A 19,945-nucleotide genomic window follows, 5' to 3' on the forward strand; every position below is an offset into this window, starting at 1 on the left:
ATTATATCAGACTCAGCCTGTCAAGTCATGAGGTTCAAAAAAGCGGAGATGCCCTGGTATATCCCCGCTTTTCATCAGCACCACCGAGAGCTACGATTTGCGAGAAGCCGCCTGCTCCGCAAGCTGAATGGCCCGCTTGACCATATTGCCCGCATCCTTGGCTTTAATGCCTCCCCAGCCTTCCTCCTTGACCGTGTCGTAAAACCCAAGATCTTTGGCTAGTTCGTACTTTAGCTCTTCCGACATAACACTCCGTCTTCTTCGGCTCATGCATACGCCTCCTTCGGCAATGGAATAAGGAAGATCATTCCCGCCTTAGTATGTGCAGAGATATCATGCTTCATCCTGCTCTGCAAATACAAAACGACCCCGCCATTAAAAATGACGAGGTCGCCGTTAAACCTGCAATGCTGGTATAAATCACGTAAAAAAGAATTAAGGTGTTTCGAAATATTCGACTACACTTGTGTGAGAGTCGGGATCATATACACTGACCTCCACCGACTCAGTAAGAATGTCAGCATAGCTGTAGGAGACACGTTTAAACGTCTGTTGCTCCTGATCCAGCTTGACGATAAAAACAGAAGGGTACGTTTCTTCCAAGACACCAGTTCGTTCGACGGTCTTACGGCGTCCGCCGTTAGCCCGCAGCAAAATCTTTTGCCCTACATGTGCGTCGAGACTGCGTTTGATTTCCAACAGCGTATTTTTAGCCATTGCCTAACGACCACCTCTTTCCTTGTCCATTATAACGAATTTTAGAGGGATTGTCAAATCAAGCTAAATATTATAACAACACGAAAAATAAGTTGTCAATTTAATTTTTTGCGAACAGGAATAATATACATAAAAAATGACAAAAAGCCTCTAAAAAGAGGCTTTTGTTCAGATAAATCCTATTAGGCACATTTGAATCTCAGATCGCTGAAGGCGTTACTTTAAGCGTTGACAAATTTTCAAGCTTCGGCAAACCGATGCGGTAGCTTCCCCTTGTTTCAATTCCACCCACTCCGCGGCTGCCACTGATGGTCTGGTGAAACAAGTCTCCCATATTGACCGTATCACGGATTGAAGTAAATGCGGCCTTGGCAGCCACGTAAACGGGGTCCAGAGCGTGAATCAAGATACGCCCTGGGGAACTGGCAAAGTTGGCTCCAGCACGCAGCAGCGCCTCAAAATGGGACTGGCACGCACCCGCTACAATTGTCAGTGAATCCAGATGACGCTCATATTGTCTCGCTACCTGAATCGCTGCCACAAAATTTTGCGAATTCTTGTAGCTTTTCAAGCTGTACAAATCATAAGGCTGCGGTTGCTTTAGCACACCATCATGTCCAGTGATGACTACAATATCAGGACGAATGCGGGGAAGCAGTCGGTATAACGTATCCGCCATTGCCGATTCGTGAACGTGATGTCCCTCTGCGGGAACACGGAGCTGTTCATATAGACTGAGACATTTCCTTAAATAGCCAGGGTCTCCATCCAGATGAAGAACCTTTCCTGGCATTTCAAAATACGTTGACTCCACCGGATCACTCCACTCTCCAATCAGAGCCGCCTGGCTACGGGCAGCTTGCTGCTGGCGTGCCCGTTGCAAAAGATTAAGAGACTCCCCGGCCTTAATGTGGGCCTGTTGAGTCTTACCGCTAACCTGGTCTGCCGGCACTCTGACCAAATCGTTCACCGGGGAATCAGCCAGTAGCCGAAATTCCGTCCCCTTAATGATCGCTTTATCCCGCTGGATGTCCTCAACGCGAAACGTGACATCACCGCCGTACGATTTCCGAACGACCAAGTCTCCTAAACTCATCACACTGTATCACCCCTCCTATATCGTATGGGTGAATGCACAGTTTGGTTCCAATTTAGGATATTCCAGCCTCTAACAGCACGGCGCTGAGACGCGCAAATTCCTCGATACTCAGCGTTTCCCCTCGACGGGAAGGCTCAATACCAGCTTGTTGCAACAGCGGCTCCAGCGTGTCCCTGTTCTCTTTAGTGAAGAAGCGGCTTTTTAGGTTATTTGAAATGGTTTTACGACGTTGGGCAAAGGCGGCATGAACCACTTCAAAGAAATGCCTCTCGTCCACCACTTCCACCGGAGGAACTTCTCGTACACGCAGCCGAATAACTGCCGAATCAACATTCGGCTGAGGAATAAATACTGTATTCGGCACCGTACAGACTAACTCAGGCTCGCTGTAATATTGCACGGCTATGCTTAAGCTGCCGTAATCCTTCGTACCAGGAGACGCAGCCATGCGCTCAGCCACCTCCTTTTGAATCATAACGACGATATTCTCCAAAGGAAGCTTGTCCTCCAGTAGACGCATCAGAATCGGTGTAGTGACGTAATACGGCAGATTAGCGACGACACTCACTTTGCTCACGTCTGCAAAATCGACTGCGAACACCTCACGCAAGTCCAGCTTCAATACGTCTCCATGGCGAACCTTTACGTGATCGTAAGGGGCCAGCACTTCTTCAAGAATGGGCAGCAGCCGCTGATCAATCTCGACAGCGGTAACTGCCTTAGCCGATTGCGCCAATTTTTCAGTCAAAGCTCCAATCCCCGGACCGATCTCAAGCGCACCCTTTGTATCATCCAAACCGGCAGCATTTACGATCTTGCTCAGAATATTTTGATCAATCAAAAAGTTTTGTCCCAAGCTCTTTTTGAACGAAAAACCGTGCTTTTGAATAATCTCCTTCGTACGCCGCGGTGTTGCTATATCTTGAATCCCTGTCATACGGATATCACAATCCTTCACTTTCGATTTGTGCCAGCGCACTGGCAAATTCCTCACGGCTGATCTGAAATACAGAGAGCCGCTTATGTAGCTGCTTTCCGTTACAATAGCCAATACCCAGTACATTCCCCAAGGCCATACGGCGTGCAGCAGCATTGGGATGGGTAATAAGTCCAGCGTCAATCAGGTCCGCCCATTCAATCAGCGGTTCGGCACCTTCCACTGTCGTATGTACCCGCGCGAGAGCGTGTCTGATGGCTTCCGGGGAGGCATTCTCTACGCCAATATCCCCTTTGCGCGTCGCCTCTGCCTCAGGTATAAAAGCCTGCTTGCAGCCGGGTACCTTGGAGGCGATGATTTTACGGATACGCTCCCCTGCATGATCGGGATCAGTTAAAATAATGACCCCCCGCCGTTCCTGCGCCAATGCAATTTTCCGCAGCGTCATTTTATTAATGGCTGAACCGCCAGTTTCTATCGTATCTGCTTCGACAGCACGGCGAATGGCTACCGTATCATCCCGGCCTTCCACCACGATCACTTCCTTGATCATCTTCGTTTCCCTCCACTGCTACACAGCAACATATATTTATCTTTCCCTGCTTTTGAAAACAAAATAAGAAGAGGGTATCCTCTTCTTAGCATGGCATAACTATGTTGTTAATACTATCGCATTGTCCTCAACATACACAACCTGTTTTAGTTGATTTCCGGCTTTACAGGTCCGATAACATATACGGTTTTACCGTGCTTACGACCAAATTGGTTGGCCCGGCTCAAACTCTCATAATACACATCGATTTTGTGGCCTTTAATCGCGCCACCGGTATCCTCCGCACGGCGGAAGCCCACCCCTTCAATATACACCCACCACCCGATTGGAATTACACTCGGATCGACAGCGATGGTGCGTCCTTCCGTGACACGTGTGCCGGAGGCGGTACGTGTACCGATACCTGGCTCCTGTGCGGAATACGCCGTCATGGAGACGTTTTGTAAAACTTTTTTATAATTAAAATTAATACCTGCTTTACGGACAGCACTGCCCGAACTAACCTTTGTAGCCTTAACCGCATCTTTAGGGCCGATGGAAGCAGCTAGAACGACCGGTTTTTTCTTCGTTCCTACCGCAATTACCTTATCCACACGATTCTGTGCGACTTCCTTGTTGACCAGCTGTTTGGATACCAATTTTCCATCATGGTATACCTTTTGAACATGCTGGACTACCACACCCGATTTGCCACTTTGAATGACTCGATTATCGCCTTTATAGAGACTTGGATCTGCCGTTTTGATGACCTGATAAGGCACTTGTTTTTTCTGTTCGACCTGCTGTTTCTTCACACGGACGATTTTTATGTCCATGTTAGCTGAAACAGAGGCATCCAACGCAGGGTAAACTTTATCCGTTGATGATAATTTATAGCCCGAAGTGCGAATGGCACCCTCTACTGTATTTTCTGTTGTGTACAGCTTTTTCGTCTTATTGCCTGAGGATACTTTAACCTGATTGGCACGTTTAATGACTACGCGATCCCCATCCTGTACTGCTCCATTTAGCGGCATGGAAATTGTATCATGCGGCTGAAGTGAAATAGAATGCTCATTGAGCAAATCTTGGAGCTTGGATTCCCGGGTTTCTACCGCAGATGCCTTACCATCGATGACAAAAAAGACTTGTTTTTTAGATTGCGTGTACATCAGAATTGAAATCATAATCGTTAGTGCGATTAGAAAAATAGCAACCAAAGCAGCCTGGCGCACATTCTCTTGCTTCCAACGTAATACGTAAGACATGCTGGATGAGCGTGACTCATGGGTCTCCTCTTTTCGGAAAATGCCCATTTCCTCCGTCCTCCTTACATAGCCCGCCGTCTGGAGTAAGACATAGTTGATCGTTGACGTGACTATAACAGATTTTCTACAAGACAAGCCCGTACTGCGACTGTCCTGCACCATGTACCCGTCTTCGCGGCATGCTGTCCTCCCCTGTTTAACCACAGTATGATGACAGATTTTCTTTTATTCACAACAAAAAAAGCCAAAGAAAGAGACTAGAGAGCTCTTTCGTGGCTTCCGACATGTGTGAATATGCGGGAAAACTCATGCACGAGATGGCTTCTCTCTTGTTACGCTTACGGGGTTAGCTGTCGGGTTCGGACGTAGAGAGTCGCCCTAGCTTAGGTCAACCGCTCATGGCGGTCGCCTTCACATTCACCCCGAAGACCCAGAAAGAAATCGAAATACGGCTTCTCTACCTGTTCATCCCATTCGGGAAATGAATTTCGGTTGAGCCGGCTGCTGAAGAGACATTCTCTCTTGCACATACGCCGGACGTACTGTAAGCCATATCGGTTCCCCCGTTCCCTGCAAAAGGGACTCAGCGAGACTGGTTCATGAAATGATTTGTTGATGTTTACACTCAACAACAATTCACTGAAAAGATGATATCCTGTTTCCATGCATGTTGTAAAGCAGGTTTCAAGTACATTTTTTAAAATATTCGGTTAAAAAATTGTAATATTCTTGAGTTTCCTGCAACAAAATCATAATTAGCTCCGTCTATCTCTTTATTTTGATTGATTTCTTCGCTTTTTCACTGAATGTCAAATCGTTCCAAAGCATTTTGGGTCGTAATGGATACCAATTCCTCCACTGTAATTCCCTTAATTTGGGCAGCTACCTCTGCCACCAATCTCACATGGGCCGACTCATTTCGCTTCCCGCGAAACGGATGAGGCGTCAAGTATGGCGCGTCCGTTTCAATCAGCAGACGATCCAGCGGAACCAGGGCCAGTACCTCTTTTGGCTGCTTGGCATTTTTGAACGTTATGGGCCCGCCAAAGGAAAGGTGAAAGCCCATATCAAGCACCATTTTAGCGGTCTCCCAGCTCCCAGAAAAGGAGTGCATGACTCCGCCAATCTCGCCCGCCTTTTCCTCACGTAAAATCCTCACAATATCTTCATGTGCATCTCGGTTATGGATAACAATTGGCATGTTGAGCTCACGTGCCAGGCCAATTTGATTTCGAAGTACCCGCTGCTGCACATCCTTTGGTGATGTATCCCAATAATAATCCAGACCGATCTCTCCGATCGCTACAACCTTTTTATGACTGCATAACGATGCAATCCATTCTAAATCACCCTCCTGCATTGTAATGGCATCCTGCGGATGCCATCCAACGGCTGCATAAATAAAATCATACGTCTCAGCCAGCTTCATGGTGGATGGAATGGTCTCACGATTAAATCCGATATTGATCATCCGTGTTACTCCTGATTCGACAGCACGTGCTATAACTTCTTCACGGTCTTCGTCAAATTGTGGCGCATCTAGGTGAGTATGAGTGTCGAATAAATCCAAGGTTTTCATCTCCTTTTCTTACTTACATTTCTATATATTTGTCTATTGTTTGACAAAATAATTCCTTATTTCGGCAGGAAGCCTGTCTTTTACCCCGTTCAATTTATTCTGGGGAAAATACATGTGATATTTTCCTCGGTGAATGCCACTTATTGAGCGTACAATTTCTGAAACTTCGGATATTTCCCGCACCTCGCCCTGACGTCCAAGCAGTAAAATCTGGTTGTCCGTTGAACCGCCCTGCCGAAACACATCATAAGGAAGATCTGTTGGAAAATCAATTTCAAGATCATATTCAGGATGCAATCCAGCCTCTTTCAAAGCCTCTCGAATATGGTCAACGGTATCTGTATCCATATTTTCAATCTCTACATATTTATACAATCTACGATCCATAAAACGGCTACTCAAATCACTTAAAATTTCATCCTTTTCTCGTTTCCATTGGCTAAATACCGTCTGAATCAAAGACTCATCCAGCATCAAATACTGCTCCACTGTTAGTTCCCCTTTTAACAGATCGGGCAGCGGATCAAGCAGAAAACCAAACTCATATCCGTTTTTGAACAATTCCTTTGCTCTCTTAAAAATTTTACGTAACAGGATTTCCGAGCTGCGTGTTACAGGATGGAAATAAATTTGCCAGTACATCTGATAGCGTGACATTAGATAATCCTCTACAGCATGCATACCCGACTCTTTTACGACAATTCTCCCATTATGAGGACGCAACAAACGTAAAATACGATCCAAATCAATCGTTCCGTAGTTAACACCTGTCGAATGAGCATCCCGCAACAAATAATCCATACGGTCAGCATCGAGCGGACTTGTTACCAGGTTGACAACAATCGGCTTATCATACGTTTTGGCTATAACCGCCGCGACTTTGTGGGGCAGCATCTCATCCACTTGCCGTAGCACAGCGTTAATCTTCGTGTCGCCCAGTACAATGCGGCATGTCCAATCCTCATGGTTCATATGAAAGGCTTCTTCAATGGAATGAGAAAATGGACCGTGCCCCACATCGTGCAACAAAGCAGCACACAGAGCAACCAGTCTTTCTTCCTTTGGCCAGTCGGGAAAGTCTCCACGTTCAAATTGGGAAATGATGCGTCTCGTAATCTCGTATACGCCCAGTGAATGTGAAAACCGGCTATGCTCCGCTCCATGAAACGTCAGATAAGATGTGCCTAACTGCCGAATGCGTCGTAAACGTTGGAACTCCGGCGTATTGATCAATCGCCATATCGCAGTATCCTGAACATGGATGTAATTATGTACCGGGTCCTTAAAAACTTTTTCTTCACTGAGTGGCTGGTGCAAGATATCAGCTCCTTTAATATTCGGAATAATGGATTAAAATACAATAAAATCCTAAACGACCTCCCTTATTCGACATTGTTTGTCGTAATATGTCGAATTATCACTTTTCGACATTTCCAAATCGACACACAAGACAAATCATCCGTAAAATAAGGTAATTCACATGAATAAAGCTCTTTGTTCTAAATACTTTTGCATAATTAGGCTGTTACTACTTTTTTAAGGTTGACTGTTTTGGGAATCGTTGGTATAGTAAATATCAGAAAAGAGAAAATTTTGTCGAATGATGACACTTATATTATTTTAAACGGCGAGAGGAGCCTGATTTATTATGATGAAATCCACTGGTATTGTAAGAAAAGTTGACGAGCTCGGACGTGTTGTTATTCCAATCGAATTGCGCCGTACCCTGGGAATCGGAGAGAAAGACGCTTTGGAAATTTACGTTGATGGTGAGCGCATCATGCTTAAAAAATACGAGCCTGCTTGTATCTTCTGCGGCAATGCTGAGAACGTAATTTACTTCAAAGGGAAAATTGTTTGCCAAGATTGCATTTCCGAAATCCCAACACCTGTGACAAACTGAGAATTTTAGTATATAATAGACTTATCAGAGATTGTTAATTCTAACCTTTTTCATATATACTCCTTGTTGCCTTCCACGGTTTGAACCCAACCGTTGGAAGGCCCTTTTTTGTTTACACACGTACTCATAAGAGTGCGTTGTATACATCCCTCTTGGAAATTGAACGGTCTGTAGCTGTACGCTTCATGGCATCCTTGCGCGTAAGCCCCTCTGACTCGTAATGCGCGACGTGAGACTCCAAAGATAAGTCCTGCCACCATGCCTGACGCTCCTGTTCCTCTTCCTCTTCGTTTTTCCCCTCAACGACCAGACAATATTCACCAATCGGTGGGTTCTCCTCTAGTTTTGCAAGACATTGCTCCACTGTTCCACGCACCCATTCCTCATGCAGCTTGGTCAGTTCACGGGCAAGTACTACGTTGCGTGATCCTAATGTTTCCTTTATTACTGTCAATGTCTTTACAATACGGTGGGGCGATTCATAAAAAAGAATCGTGCCATGGGATACCTGAAATGATTGTAACAACTTCTCTAGATCCTTTTTCTCCCTTGGTGGAAATCCAGCGAAGGTAAATCTCTCTGTATCCAGTCCTGAGGCAATTAAAGCGGATAGTGCAGCATTTGCCCCTGGGATAGGAATAACACTGATTTCTGCTTCAAGTGCCAGCTTGACCAGATCCGAACCAGGATCAGAAATGGCCGGTAGACCTGCATCGCTAACCAGTGCCAAATTTTTCCCTTCTATTATATAACGTATCAGCTCAGGCCCACTGGCAGCTTTATTATGTTCATGATAACTGAAGAGCATTTCCGGCGTGATGTCGAAATGTGTGAGCAATTTGCGTGTTTGCCTCGTATCCTCAGCAGCGATAATATTGCATGACTTTAGGGTGTTAATTGCCCTAAAGGTCATATCGTCCAGATTGCCAATCGGGGTAGCAACGAGATATAACTTTCCCCGTTCCTCTTCACGGTTACTAAAGCTTTTTTGTACAGCTGCTGTCACACTGAATCCCCCTTGCTTACTTCTCCATAGATTTCCCTTATTTCCTGAGTATAGTTCCCATCTTCCTGATATACAATGAGTGGAGGTAATAGACGAACTTCCGGTTTGCCGTCACGCATTGCTTCAACAAGTACCATATTTGCTTCCATATGAATCCGTGGGTGAACAAAACGTATCCGCTTGGGTTCCAGGCTATAACTGCGCATCAAGGATATAATCTCACCCAGGCGCTGTGGGCGATGAACCATCGATACTTTCCCCCCATTTCGGACAAGCCGAGAACATGCCTGGATGACTTCTTCCAGTGTACAGTTCACTTCATGACGAGCAATGGCCTGGTGAGGATTCAGCTTGATATCGCTACCATTTAGCGGCATATAGGGGGGATTCACGGTAATCGCATCATACACGCCATGTCCCGTGATTTGAACCAGCTCACGCAAGTCTCCTTCCCGAATCTCAATTGCAGATTCTAATCCATTCAAACTGACAGACCGTCTAGCCATATCTGCCAGGCGTGGTTGAATCTCAACTCCTTCAATAGATGCTTTGGTGCGTGTCGTCAACAGTATGGGAACAACCCCATTGCCCGTACACAAATCGAGAATCTTCCCACGCTGAAGCGGAATACCAGCAAACCGTGCCAGCAAGACCGCATCCATCGAAAAGCTGAACACTTCATCACTCTGAATAATACGCAGATTATGTGAAAGCAGATCATCAATTCGTTCAGACTTCTTTTCATTTTCGTACATAATGCTCTCCTATCCTATAACCTAAATCGCTTTTTACTCATACTTCCTTACAAAAAAGCCGTAGGCATCTTGCTCCTACGGCTTGTTTTTATTTATTCAAAAATGACAGACAGAAGAGGCAATCGCCTTCTGTTCGCAAATGTCCGTAATACACGTTGCATATATGAAATCCTTCATGATACAGCCTTGCCAGATTGTCGTAGCCTTCGCCCACGACCTCACCCGTCTCCTCTTCATTCTTAACGACGATCGGAGGAGGAAGCTTCGGCTTGCTTGCCGTCTTTTCTTCTCCAGAGGTTTCACGTTTGAGCATCTTGCGCACCTGTTCGTTTTCAATCGTTAGTCGTTGATTTTCCTCCAGCAGCTCTTTTACTGCCAGTTTCAATTCACCCAGATCGCTATGCAACTGTCCCATTTGGGTTTCCATTTCGTGAATACGCGCAAAAACATTTAATTTATCCAAGTTTCCACCCCGAAGCAACCTAATGGTTTACTTGACGACTACATCGTCCATTGGAAGTTCCTTGACCTTACTGATCTCAAACAGTTGAACATGTACCGTACGATGGCCTGCATTGACACCTACCACTTTTCCTTCTCCCAGAGAGGTGATAACCATCTTACCTACCTGAGGCAGCTCTTCCCGCATGCTCTCGTAGTTATCATGTTCAAATTTGAGACAGCACATCAATCTTCCGCACAACCCGGAAATTTTCGTCGGATTCAGCGATAAGCTCTGATCCTTCGCCATCTTAATAGATACCGGGTCAAAATCCCCCAGCCATGAGGAACAACACAGAATACGTCCGCAAGGTCCGATTCCACCAAGCATTTTAGCCTCATCCCGTACTCCGATCTGCCGCAGCTCAATTCGTGTACGAAAAATGCTGGCCAAATCCTTTACAAGCTCTCGAAAATCAACCCGACCCTCAGCCGTAAAATAAAAAATGATCTTATTGCGGTCAAATGTAAATTCCACATCTACCAGCTTCATTTTAAGGTTATGGTCTTTAATTTTATTTAAACACGTACCGAATGCATCCTTGGCCGCCAATTTATTCTCTTCTACAACAAGAGCGTCATCATCTCCGGCAATACGAATGACTTTTTTTAAGGGTAGGACAACATCCGAATCATTTACTTCTTTTTTGCCCACCACAACCTTGCCATATTCAATACCGCGAGCGGTCTCTACTATGACGCAGTTTTCTTTCTCCACTGGAAGGTCCAGCGGATCAAAATAATAAGTCTTGCCCGCCTTCTTGAAACGGACACCCACTACACTATACAAAAATTAACCCCCTTGTATGCCACTAAACCTCATTTGTAGCCGACATTGTAAGAATGGCCGCAATTGAAGTCTCACTGTCGCACAAACCGGGAACCTGGCGTCGCGGATTGTGCAGAGTGGAACAAGCGCGCCTTCCTGTTAGCCGGTGATAGAACCGCTTGTATCGGACAACCCAATCAGAAGCTGCTCCACGCATAATTGTCCGTTGACGTGAAAACGGAGCTTCTTCCTGCAATTCGCGGCCAAATCCATATAAGAGACCCATTGTTCCGTGCTGCGGGTGATTGCCAATTTGGAGACGGACTCCAAATGATCTATGAAAACAATGCTTTCGTGCCTTCCGTAACGGAAATGAAGCATATCTTTAAACCACAAATGAAACAGATGAAACAGAATATCCAGGTGTTCAGAAAGTCCAGTTTTAAAAATCTTCTGTTGAGCCAGAATAATCGACGAACTCCCCCGGCTCATGGACTCCTTCACTAATTGTAACACTACGTTTCTAATTTCTGCAAACCAATTCTGCTGGAGAATTTCTCTACATGATTCCAGTCCTGAAGCCATATGAACCACTGACCGGACAAGTCCTGCCGTATAGCCTTCCCCAATTAACACCTGCATCATCATTTCCGGCTGTAAAGCGTGGAAAGGCACCTGCTGTGTCCGCGATTGAATCGTAGGCAACAACGCCTGTCCATTCTCTGAAATGAGTATACCGACCACGGGAATCTGAGGCTCCTCCAAAAACTTAAGCAAGCTGTTAGCAGCTTGCACTGTCATGGTATCCGCCTGTCGAATGATATATACCTTCGGGTTGGAGCTTTCAGATTTGTATGAAAATATTCGTTGAAGCCCGCGAATCTGATCGATTTTAACCGTTGCTCCATCAGGCTCCACAATGTGCAAGTCCGGGTGATTCCCGTGCTCTACCTTGCGGCATGACAAGCACTCGCCACATGCATCATCCGTCTGTTTTTCACAGAATAAAGCCTTGGCAAAGGTCTGTGCCATGTTCATCTGTCCGCTTCCCTGCGGTCCGCTAAAAACATAAGCATGGCTGACTGTGTGATTCCGCAATGCACTTTGCAGCATTTTTTTGGCTACATCCTGCCCCAATATATGTTGGAAAGACATATTTCCTCACTTTCTCCACTGAAAACAACGATGAATCATCAGCAAATCATTGTTTTCCCGGGCGAGTTTGTTGATGTTGTTATGCTCTCACCCTCAAATCATGGTTCTTCAGTATAGCTGTGCCGCTATTCGCATATTACGTTTGCCCACATGTACATAGTCAAAAATAATCTGCCAGCATGATCAGCAAGCAGATTATTTCTTCGTGGCAACAGCCCGTCTGTATTCATTTATAACATAAGACTGCATTAAAATGAGAGATTAATCAGCAAGCCTCTAATCTCACCGACTCCTTGCAAAAGCTCAATCTTCCCTTGCTCGGTATCGAGCAGCTCATCTGCCATTTTGAGCAATAGCTCATCCACTTCATCAATCAGCTTATAACGCTTGCTGCGTCCCCGACGATCCCATCCTTTTGTGTCCTTCATAGACACGCCCCGCCGAACCGTATCTTCCAAAAACCGTTTAACCAGCATCTTATAAGCCTTCAACTCACGAATCGTCATTGAGCGAGCAAGACGATCTCCCTGCATTTGAATTTCCTTAAAGCGCCGGTTCAATTCCTCCTTCGAAGCCTGCTCCCCATTTTGCTGCATAACATCGGAGAAGCTTTTCGGCTGAATTGGCTTGGCACTCGTTTCATTTGTAGACAATGTACTGTGTAAAGGGCGGTAGCCCGGATTTATTTTCATATAAACCTGCTTTCTCCCCGGATGCTTTCCTTTGCCTCAACGAACAGTTCAATAGAGAACTCGGGAGTCTCTTCGGTTTTCCGGGGGCTGCGCTGTAGCGCTGCCGTTTTAGTGGATCTGCTTCTCATTCTCATCGTATGAGCGAGAAACAGGCATTTCCACTATCATATCGGCAAAATAGGTTCTATTGTGTAGATTCAGAAATGCTCGAAACGGTCTACAGGCATCACGAAAACTGTCGCTCCACCCACCTGCACTTCAACAGGCAACGGCAGATAAGAGTCCGTCGTCCCACTCATAGGGGTGACGGGTGTGACCAGCTGTTCACGTACCTTGCAACTGCTGCGAATGACATTCATCAACGAGTCTACCTGATTGTCATCGACACCAATCATAAATGTCGTATTACCTGCACGCAGAAATCCCCCTGTGCTGGCCAATTTGGTAGCACGGAAATTAGCTTTCACCAGTCCGCTGGATAATCTATTACTGTCCTTATCCTGTACAATCGCAATAATCAGCTTCATCCTGTATTCCTCCTTCAAGTCATATTAGAGACAGCCTTGTCCCTAGCTCAATTTTACCGTATATCCTTCGACAATTATACGCTAAAATTCTGAATAAACCGCTTTTTCAGCAAATCCTTCAATACTTGCTCTACCTGTTCAGGTGCGGGAGAGGCATCCACAATCGTAATTCGTTCCGGAAATTCGCGAGCTAGCTCCAGATAAGCCTCTCGCACCTTATGGTGAAACGATATGCTCTCCATATCTAGGCGATCCATTTCCTCTCCTCGTGACGCATTGATTCTTGCCAATCCCAACTCGGGCTCAATATCCAGATAGAACGTGGCATCCGGCTCCCAATCATCCACCGCAAAGCGATTAATCGAAGCTACCTCTTCAATGCCAATGCCTCTTGCAAACCCTTGATAGACCAGGCTACTGTCCACAAAACGGTCACACAATACGATAGCTCCTTGCTCAATAGCCGGCTTTACCTTCTCCACCAAATGCTGGCGCCGCGCCGCCGCATATAAAAGCGCCTCTGTTCGGGCATCCATACTGGTATGAGCAGGGTCCAGAATGATAGAACGAATCTTTTCAGAAATTTCAATGCCGCCCGGTTCCCTCGTCGTGACGACTGGATAGCCTTCTTCCTCTATATACTTCGCCAGTCGTTGGATCATGGTTGTTTTACCGGAGCCGTCTCCCCCCTCCAGCGTAATAAAAATGCCTTTGCGATTCATGTTATTCCCTGCTTTCCTGCCTGAAAAATAAAAGTCATCCACAGGCTGCGTATGCTTCTTTTATCCAGTCTTCTGTATTTGTTAATTCTCTAGTATCTAATCTTTATTGTAAACGGAATACCCGAATCGTAAGCATACTTTCATCTGCTATCCCTTGCCATTTAGCTCCTAGCTCACGTAGACGAATCATCCGTAGAGCAATCACTTCTGTGATCATTTCCCCTGCATATAGCAGCGGGATACCTGGAGGATACGGGATAATCATTTCAGCAGCTATCCTGCCAGCTGATTCCTCCACAGGCACGATCTCCATCTGATCTGGATTAATCGGTTGAAGCCCAAACTGCACCGGACTGGAGTAAGCCTTCATTCCCTCATTGTTCCACGTGGAAAAATCCAATTCTAGTCTCTGCTGCTCTATCCCCGCTAACTCCGGCTTATCAGTCGTCCACTTAAACCTTATATCATTATTTATATGCACAAGAGCCTGCAACAGGTGACTCGCATCCCTAGCTGTAGAGCCTAACGTAAACAATAAAACCACATGTTTCTCGTCGCTCATCTCTGGGATACAACTGTAAGTCTCCAGCTCACGTTTTAATCCAAAGCCATCTAATACACCCCATGTATCATATAGCACCATTTTAAAAGGATCCTGAGTTGAGTACCCATCACTTCTCTTCTCGGCCCTTTCCAGAGCCTCAGAGATCCCCTTCTGAGCGCCACACTGTTCACTTGCCTGCTGTGTAGGTTCTACCAAGCGAAAGCGTGGGAGCTGCGCCAGCCCCTTTCTAAAAGCGTCTGCTGCTGCTATGCCCTCTGTAAAGGCATCCGTGCCATAAGCATCGATATACCATCTTGCCAAATCGAGCGAGGCCATTAATGGATACGAAGGGCTGGAGCTTTGCACCATAGCCAACCGCTGACGGAGCAGTTCCCGATGAATTCTCTGTCCTTGCACATGTAACATGGCTCCCATGGTCATAGCTGGAAGCATCTTATGTGTCGATTGGACAACTATATCAGCACCACAGGAAAGAGCAGAGACTGGCAAACGAGGATGCAGTCCATAATGAGCACCATGTGCCTCATCTACCATCAACGGCACATCGGCTGCATGACAAACTTTAGCTGTAGCAGTCAGATCATGCCCCATCCCATAATAGTTAGGGAGCGTAAGTAATACTCCTTTAGCCAATGGATAGGCCTTGAGAGCAGCCTTTATCGTGTCTGTCGATGGAGCAACCGCCAGCCCGCTTAGTGTATCTATTTCCGGATCTAGAAATACGGCCTTGGCTCCCGATAACATGAGACCGTTCAGAACAGATTTGTGTACATTCCTCTGTACCAGTAGTACATCTCCCGGCTTCGTACATACGGTCAAAATCATGGCCAAATTACCGACCGTGCTGCCTCCAATAAGCCAAAAGCTCTCTTCTGCACCAAAGCACTTCGCAGCCAGCTCCTGACCTTCACGAATCACGTCTTCTGGGTGATGCAAATCATCCAGTCCGGTAATTTCAGTCGCATCAATAGACATCACCTCTTGCAACAGAGATGCCATTTCTTCATACCTATAGACTTGCCCGTTTTTATGACCGGGTACATGAAAAGAAGCGTTTCCCTGAGACCTGTAACGTATTAGAGCTTCCACTAATGGTGCATGAACCGCCTTTTTCCCCATCATTCTGCAATCCTTCCAAACAAAGCTTTATATCTACCCTATTTTATCGTAAAATCAAGCGGAATCCTACTTTTACTCACAGAAAAAAAGGCCCGTATCGACAGACCTTGGAATGCCCATCCTTCAAACGCTAGCTAGCGAAGGATATTATGCATTTTTCTGAACCCAAATTTGCTTTAGTTGATCAATAAAAAAATGATATTTGGCGTCAGTTGCATCCGTGTGCACCATTTCGGCTTCACACGCATCACAGATAAACTCGGAAACGATAAAAATGCCTTCATGTTTGTGTTGTCCGCATATGATGCAGCGGTGGTCACCTTGATCATGCATATCCATCCCACCTTGTTTCTTTTACTATTAGTATGGGTCACTTTCTAGTATTTTAAACCTTTTCATGGCCCAATTCGACGATATACTCTATATATATTCCCCTTGGGCTATTATGGTGTTTGTACCCCGTATGTTTAAAAAAACAGCCGCATATGCCGATATAATAAGAAAAGCTTCTATGTATGGATGCCCTTTCATTGGAGCCTTTGCACACTTCATCAGTGAGAGCTTTTCCTGTAATTATAGAATAGGTTAGCTAACGCTAGATGTCCTTGCTCTATACTATTACAAAAAAATAATTGATGCTTATTAAAGCCGCATGAGCGAAGTACCGTCCCTTTTTCCGGCTGTGGACGGGAAGCCACTTGTGATGCAGTAGATTAATGAAAGGACTGTTCGCATGACAGAGGAAACCGGAACCAAAGCTACCTACTATCACTACAAGCTCATCAAAAAAATCAATATACCACGTCAGCTGATATGGAGTCACCTCACACTGCCTGTTATTATGCTTCTCTTTCTGCTTCTAGCCTTCTCCTGGACTAGTGTATTTTTGTTTGCTCTTGCCCTTTTCCTAACCTTATGGGTACACTTCGTAATCTCGCGATCTGTCCTATACATAGGTGGTGGGACAGCCTTCCGCAAACGCTGGGCGTTCCATCGCAGGTTGCCTTGGCTAGGCTATATGACAGACCAATACATAGGCTATAGGATTTTTCGTCGTGTGCACATACATACACTCTGGATTGGTATCTGCTTTTCAGCCGTATTCATTCTCTGGTCTCCGCCAGCCTTTACCGTATCCTTACTCTTCTGGCACCTATGGCTCATTGCACCGCGTTTATACGTCTTGAGTCGGCTTATAGGCGAAAGAAAAGACGGCATGTTGAAGTTCACCGATGAAGAAGCCTCCTACTATCAACAGTAAATCAATTCACTTCCCATCTGTACAGATCGAAACTTCAATTAATACATCCCCAACGCTTCAGCCTTAAAACAATAAAAAAGAGCAACCCGGGTCGGGTTGCTCTTTTTTTTATAATTTAACAATTATATTCCCTTAGTTCTCTCATTAAATAACTTTACCCACATAGGATTTACCCACATTATCTATGTCATAAAAGTAGTAAACCGATCTATACAGAAATATACAAAAGGAAGCCACTTTCTACACAACGGCAGTTTCAAGTGCTTCCCCATCTCATCATTCATCATTATACGCTCAGCAACCAATACGCTATGAGTTAATTATGACCTTACAATACATCCTTTGTTGCATACTTGAGTGAAAATCGCACTCTTAATTAAGGTCTACACTTTTACTCTTCACAGTAGCTTTTCTGTCTTTTGGAACCAATACGGTAAAAGAACCATCATGCACAGACAAATGCACCATGTGTTTATTTTTCTGGAACACCTTTTGATTCGAGGTAGATAAATTCGGTTCCTCAGTCCAGCCCCAGGCTGCAATCTCCTCCAGATAAGGAGCAGGTAGGCTATCGCTTTCCTTCAACGCTGGCAGTGCATAGCGTACATAGTCCATGTCCGAATTGCTACTGGCCCGATCAGTTTTACTAGCTTCTTTGGGAACTGGAAACGTCTTCTCGTTAGCAGCACCCTCAAACGATGTCCAAGAAGGCTCCTCTTCCACGCACCCGGTAAGAATCGCGACAGCGACACTGAATAGCACCAATAGAGCAAGCCATTTATTTCGCCGCATGATCTTCCCTCCTTACCAGCCTGATTGACTATACAAAATCCTATAATGGAGTTTGCATAATTCTGCAATATAGCAGCGTATGTGTATGGGATTCAATACCTATATTATACAGGGTTTGCTCTTACATTCCGTAACAAAAATGTTACCTTCCTTTTGTAAGGATATTTCTAAATTACATCTATATGCAAAAAAGAGGACCATAATCTCAATAAGATCATGGTCCTCTTTACTTGTTACTTGTTGCTTGGCAACGTCCTACTCTCCCAGGACCCTGCGGTCCAAGTACCATCGGCGCTGGAGGGCTTAACGGTCGTGTTCGGGATGGGTACGTGTGGAACCCCTCCGCTATCGCCACCAAACATGAATTTGCCTCGCAAATTCTTTTCAGGAATCAGCATCGCCAAATGCTGTGTGTTAGCTCGTCTCATATAAGCTACTCGAACTTATACGATGTGATGCTTACACCCTGAAAACTGGATCCGAAACTCATTGCGTCTTATCTTTAGGATAAGCCCTCGACCGATTAGTATTGGTCAGCTCCATGCATTACTGCACTTCCACCCCCAACCTATCTACCTCGTCGTCTTCAAGGGGTCTTACTAATTGGGAAATCTCATCTTGAGGGGGGCTTCACGCTTAGATGCTTTCAGCGCTTATCCCTTCCGTACATAGCTACCCAGCGGTGCTCCTGGCGGAACAACTGGTACACCAGCGGTACGTCCATCCCGGTCCTCTCGTACTAAGGACAGCTCCTCTCAAATTTCCTACGCCCACGACAGATAGGGACCGAACTGTCTCACGACGTTCTGAACCCAGCTCGCGTACCGCTTTAATGGGCGAACAGCCCAACCCTTGGGACCTACTTCAGCCCCAGGATGCGATGAGCCGACATCGAGGTGCCAAACCTCCCCGTCGATGTGGACTCTTGGGGGAGATAAGCCTGTTATCCCCAGGGTAGCTTTTATCCGTTGAGCGATGGCCCTTCCATGCGGTACCACCGGATCACTAAGCCCGACTTTCGTCCCTGCTCGACTTGTAGGTCTCGCAGTCAAGCTCCCTTCTGCCTTTGCACTCTTCGAATGATTTCCAACCATTCTGAGGGAACCTTGGGGCGCCTCCGTTACTCTTTAGGAGGCGACCGCCCCAGTCAAACTGCCCACCTGACACTGTCCTCGCACCGGATTACGGTACCAAGTTAGAACCTAGATACGATCAGGGTGGTATCCCAAGGATGCCTCCCTTCAAGCTGGCGCTCAAAGTTCAACGGCTCCCACCTATCCTGTACAGATCGTACCCAAATTCAATATCAAGCTGCAGTAAAGCTCCATGGGGTCTTTCCGTCTTGTCGCGGGTAACCTGCATCTTCACAGGTATTAAAATTTCACCGGATCTCTCGTTGAGACAGCGCCCAAGTCGTTACGCCATTCGTGCGGGTCAGAATTTACCTGACAAGGAATTTCGCTACCTTAGGACCGTTATAGTTACGGCCGCCGTTTACTGGGGCTTCGGTTCATAGCTTCGCCCCGAAGGGCTTACCACTCCCCTTAACCTTCCAGCACCGGGCAGGCGTCAGCCCGTATACTTCGCCTTGCGGCTTCGCACAGACCTGTGTTTTTGCTAAACAGTCGCTTGGGCCTTTTCACTGCGGCCCCCTCGGGCTATTCACCCTACCGAGGCACCCCTTCTCCCGAAGTTACGGGGTCATTTTGCCGAGTTCCTTAACGAGAGTTCTTCCGCGCGCCTTAGAATTCTCTTCTCGCCTACCTGTGTCGGTTTGCGGTACGGGCACCTTCTCCTGGCTAGAGGCTTTTCTTGGCAGTCTGAGATCATGACCTTCGCTACTATAATTTTCGCTCCCCATCACAGCCCAGCCTTAACGATGTGCGGATTTGCCTACACATCAGCCTCACTGCTTAGACGGACATCCATCAGTCCGCGTCACTACCCTACTGCGTCACCCCATCGCTCATAGCGGATTACGGTGGTACAGGAATTTCCACCTGTTGTCCTTCGACTACGCCTATCGGCCTCGCCTTAGGTCCCGAC

The 19,945-nt window shown here is 46.1% G+C and carries 21 protein-coding genes, 2 rRNA genes and 1 riboswitch (1 of these 24 running past the window's edge); of the genes, 2 read left to right on the forward strand and 21 right to left on the reverse strand.

Going from position 1 to position 19,945, the window contains the following annotated elements; genetic code table 11:
• Nucleotides 1-90: 90 nt before the first annotated feature.
• The 8 genes from G7035_RS08210 to G7035_RS08245 all read right to left on the reverse strand — a co-directional run bounded on the left by G7035_RS08210 (nucleotide 91) and on the right by G7035_RS08245 (nucleotide 7,449).
• Nucleotides 91-270 (reverse strand): small, acid-soluble spore protein, alpha/beta type, encoded by a 180-nt coding sequence (locus G7035_RS08210; protein ID WP_007428013.1) that lies wholly within the window; start codon nucleotides 268-270, stop codon nucleotides 91-93.
• Between the two features lie 165 nt (nucleotides 271-435).
• On the reverse strand, nucleotides 436-717 hold the full coding sequence (veg, locus tag G7035_RS08215) for a biofilm formation stimulator Veg (protein WP_013308120.1): 282 nt from the start codon (nucleotides 715-717) through the stop codon (nucleotides 436-438).
• Nucleotides 718-916: 199 nt separating this feature from the next.
• On the reverse strand, nucleotides 917-1,813 hold the full coding sequence (gene yabG / locus G7035_RS08220) for a sporulation peptidase YabG (RefSeq protein ID WP_025363644.1): 897 nt from the start codon (nucleotides 1,811-1,813) through the stop codon (nucleotides 917-919).
• Nucleotides 1,814-1,868: 55 nt separating this feature from the next.
• A complete protein-coding gene (gene rsmA / locus G7035_RS08225) occupies nucleotides 1,869-2,753 on the reverse strand; it encodes a 16S rRNA (adenine(1518)-N(6)/adenine(1519)-N(6))-dimethyltransferase RsmA (protein ID WP_016818922.1) in 885 nt (294 codons plus the stop codon).
• A gap of 7 nt (nucleotides 2,754-2,760) precedes the next feature.
• Nucleotides 2,761-3,306 carry a ribonuclease M5 gene (gene rnmV, locus G7035_RS08230; protein WP_016818923.1) on the reverse strand — a complete coding sequence of 182 codons (546 nt, stop codon included), beginning with the start codon at nucleotides 3,304-3,306 and terminating at the stop codon, nucleotides 2,761-2,763.
• A 146-nt stretch (nucleotides 3,307-3,452) separates the two neighbouring features.
• On the reverse strand, nucleotides 3,453-4,601 hold the full coding sequence (locus tag G7035_RS08235) for a resuscitation-promoting factor (RefSeq protein ID WP_017427067.1): 1,149 nt from the start codon (nucleotides 4,599-4,601) through the stop codon (nucleotides 3,453-3,455).
• 271 nt (nucleotides 4,602-4,872) lie between these two features.
• Nucleotides 4,873-5,152: riboswitch (cyclic di-AMP (ydaO/yuaA leader) on the reverse strand.
• A gap of 200 nt (nucleotides 5,153-5,352) precedes the next feature.
• The gene (locus G7035_RS08240) at nucleotides 5,353-6,123 is read right to left on the reverse strand and encodes a TatD family hydrolase (RefSeq protein WP_019685732.1); all 771 of its coding nucleotides are present in this window, start codon (nucleotides 6,121-6,123) and stop codon (nucleotides 5,353-5,355) included.
• 42 nt (nucleotides 6,124-6,165) lie between these two features.
• The gene (locus G7035_RS08245) at nucleotides 6,166-7,449 is read right to left on the reverse strand and encodes an HD domain-containing protein (RefSeq protein ID WP_017427068.1); all 1,284 of its coding nucleotides are present in this window, start codon (nucleotides 7,447-7,449) and stop codon (nucleotides 6,166-6,168) included.
• Nucleotides 7,450-7,780: 331 nt separating this feature from the next.
• On the opposite strand from G7035_RS08245, the gene G7035_RS08250 reads away from it, so the two are divergent.
• Nucleotides 7,781-8,035: an AbrB/MazE/SpoVT family DNA-binding domain-containing protein gene (locus G7035_RS08250; RefSeq protein ID WP_007428005.1), complete on the forward strand. Its 255-nt coding sequence runs from the start codon at nucleotides 7,781-7,783 to the stop codon at nucleotides 8,033-8,035.
• A 124-nt stretch (nucleotides 8,036-8,159) separates the two neighbouring features.
• On the opposite strand, the gene rsmI is transcribed toward G7035_RS08250, so the two are convergent.
• The 10 genes from rsmI to G7035_RS08300 all read right to left on the reverse strand — a co-directional run bounded on the left by rsmI (nucleotide 8,160) and on the right by G7035_RS08300 (nucleotide 16,179).
• The gene (gene rsmI / locus G7035_RS08255) at nucleotides 8,160-9,041 is read right to left on the reverse strand and encodes a 16S rRNA (cytidine(1402)-2'-O)-methyltransferase (protein WP_016818927.1); all 882 of its coding nucleotides are present in this window, start codon (nucleotides 9,039-9,041) and stop codon (nucleotides 8,160-8,162) included.
• Nucleotides 9,038-9,796 (reverse strand): tRNA1(Val) (adenine(37)-N6)-methyltransferase, encoded by a 759-nt coding sequence (locus G7035_RS08260; RefSeq protein WP_019685731.1) that lies wholly within the window; start codon nucleotides 9,794-9,796, stop codon nucleotides 9,038-9,040. The genes rsmI and G7035_RS08260 overlap by 4 nt, the downstream gene beginning before the upstream one ends.
• A gap of 88 nt (nucleotides 9,797-9,884) precedes the next feature.
• Entirely contained in the window at nucleotides 9,885-10,259 is a 375-nt protein-coding gene (gene yabA / locus G7035_RS08265; RefSeq protein ID WP_016818929.1) for a DNA replication initiation control protein YabA, read from the reverse strand.
• Nucleotides 10,260-10,286: 27 nt separating this feature from the next.
• Entirely contained in the window at nucleotides 10,287-11,087 is an 801-nt protein-coding gene (locus G7035_RS08270) for a PSP1 domain-containing protein (protein WP_013368662.1), read from the reverse strand.
• A 138-nt stretch (nucleotides 11,088-11,225) separates the two neighbouring features.
• Complete coding sequence (gene holB / locus G7035_RS08275; protein ID WP_016818930.1) at nucleotides 11,226-12,221, reverse strand: DNA polymerase III subunit delta'; 996 nt, start codon at nucleotides 12,219-12,221, stop codon at nucleotides 11,226-11,228.
• 248 nt (nucleotides 12,222-12,469) lie between these two features.
• A complete protein-coding gene (locus G7035_RS08280) occupies nucleotides 12,470-12,913 on the reverse strand; it encodes a YaaR family protein (RefSeq protein ID WP_013368659.1) in 444 nt (147 codons plus the stop codon).
• 197 nt (nucleotides 12,914-13,110) lie between these two features.
• Entirely contained in the window at nucleotides 13,111-13,440 is a 330-nt protein-coding gene (locus G7035_RS08285; protein ID WP_007427998.1) for a cyclic-di-AMP receptor, read from the reverse strand.
• 74 nt (nucleotides 13,441-13,514) lie between these two features.
• Nucleotides 13,515-14,162 carry a dTMP kinase gene (gene tmk, locus G7035_RS08290; RefSeq protein ID WP_019685730.1) on the reverse strand — a complete coding sequence of 216 codons (648 nt, stop codon included), beginning with the start codon at nucleotides 14,160-14,162 and terminating at the stop codon, nucleotides 13,515-13,517.
• 103 nt (nucleotides 14,163-14,265) lie between these two features.
• A complete protein-coding gene (locus G7035_RS08295; protein ID WP_019685729.1) occupies nucleotides 14,266-15,849 on the reverse strand; it encodes an aminotransferase class I/II-fold pyridoxal phosphate-dependent enzyme in 1,584 nt (527 codons plus the stop codon).
• Between the two features lie 144 nt (nucleotides 15,850-15,993).
• Nucleotides 15,994-16,179, reverse strand: coding sequence for a sigma factor G inhibitor Gin (locus tag G7035_RS08300; RefSeq protein ID WP_016818933.1), 186 nt, complete (start codon nucleotides 16,177-16,179; stop codon nucleotides 15,994-15,996).
• A gap of 400 nt (nucleotides 16,180-16,579) precedes the next feature.
• On the opposite strand from G7035_RS08300, the gene G7035_RS08305 reads away from it, so the two are divergent.
• Entirely contained in the window at nucleotides 16,580-17,107 is a 528-nt protein-coding gene (locus G7035_RS08305) for a hypothetical protein (RefSeq protein ID WP_016818935.1), read from the forward strand.
• A 372-nt stretch (nucleotides 17,108-17,479) separates the two neighbouring features.
• On the opposite strand, the gene G7035_RS08310 is transcribed toward G7035_RS08305, so the two are convergent.
• The 3 genes from G7035_RS08310 to G7035_RS08320 form a co-directional block, all read right to left on the reverse strand.
• Nucleotides 17,480-17,899, reverse strand: coding sequence for a hypothetical protein (locus tag G7035_RS08310; RefSeq protein ID WP_013368653.1), 420 nt, complete (start codon nucleotides 17,897-17,899; stop codon nucleotides 17,480-17,482).
• 242 nt (nucleotides 17,900-18,141) lie between these two features.
• Nucleotides 18,142-18,258: ribosomal RNA gene (rrf, locus tag G7035_RS08315) — 5S ribosomal RNA — on the reverse strand.
• 144 nt (nucleotides 18,259-18,402) lie between these two features.
• Nucleotides 18,403-19,945 (reverse strand): 23S ribosomal RNA (locus G7035_RS08320) (it continues 1,386 nt past the right edge of the window).

Origin of the sequence: Paenibacillus polymyxa, from assembly GCF_015710975.1 — a bacterium.
Lineage (GTDB): Bacteria > Bacillota > Bacilli > Paenibacillales > Paenibacillaceae > Paenibacillus > Paenibacillus polymyxa.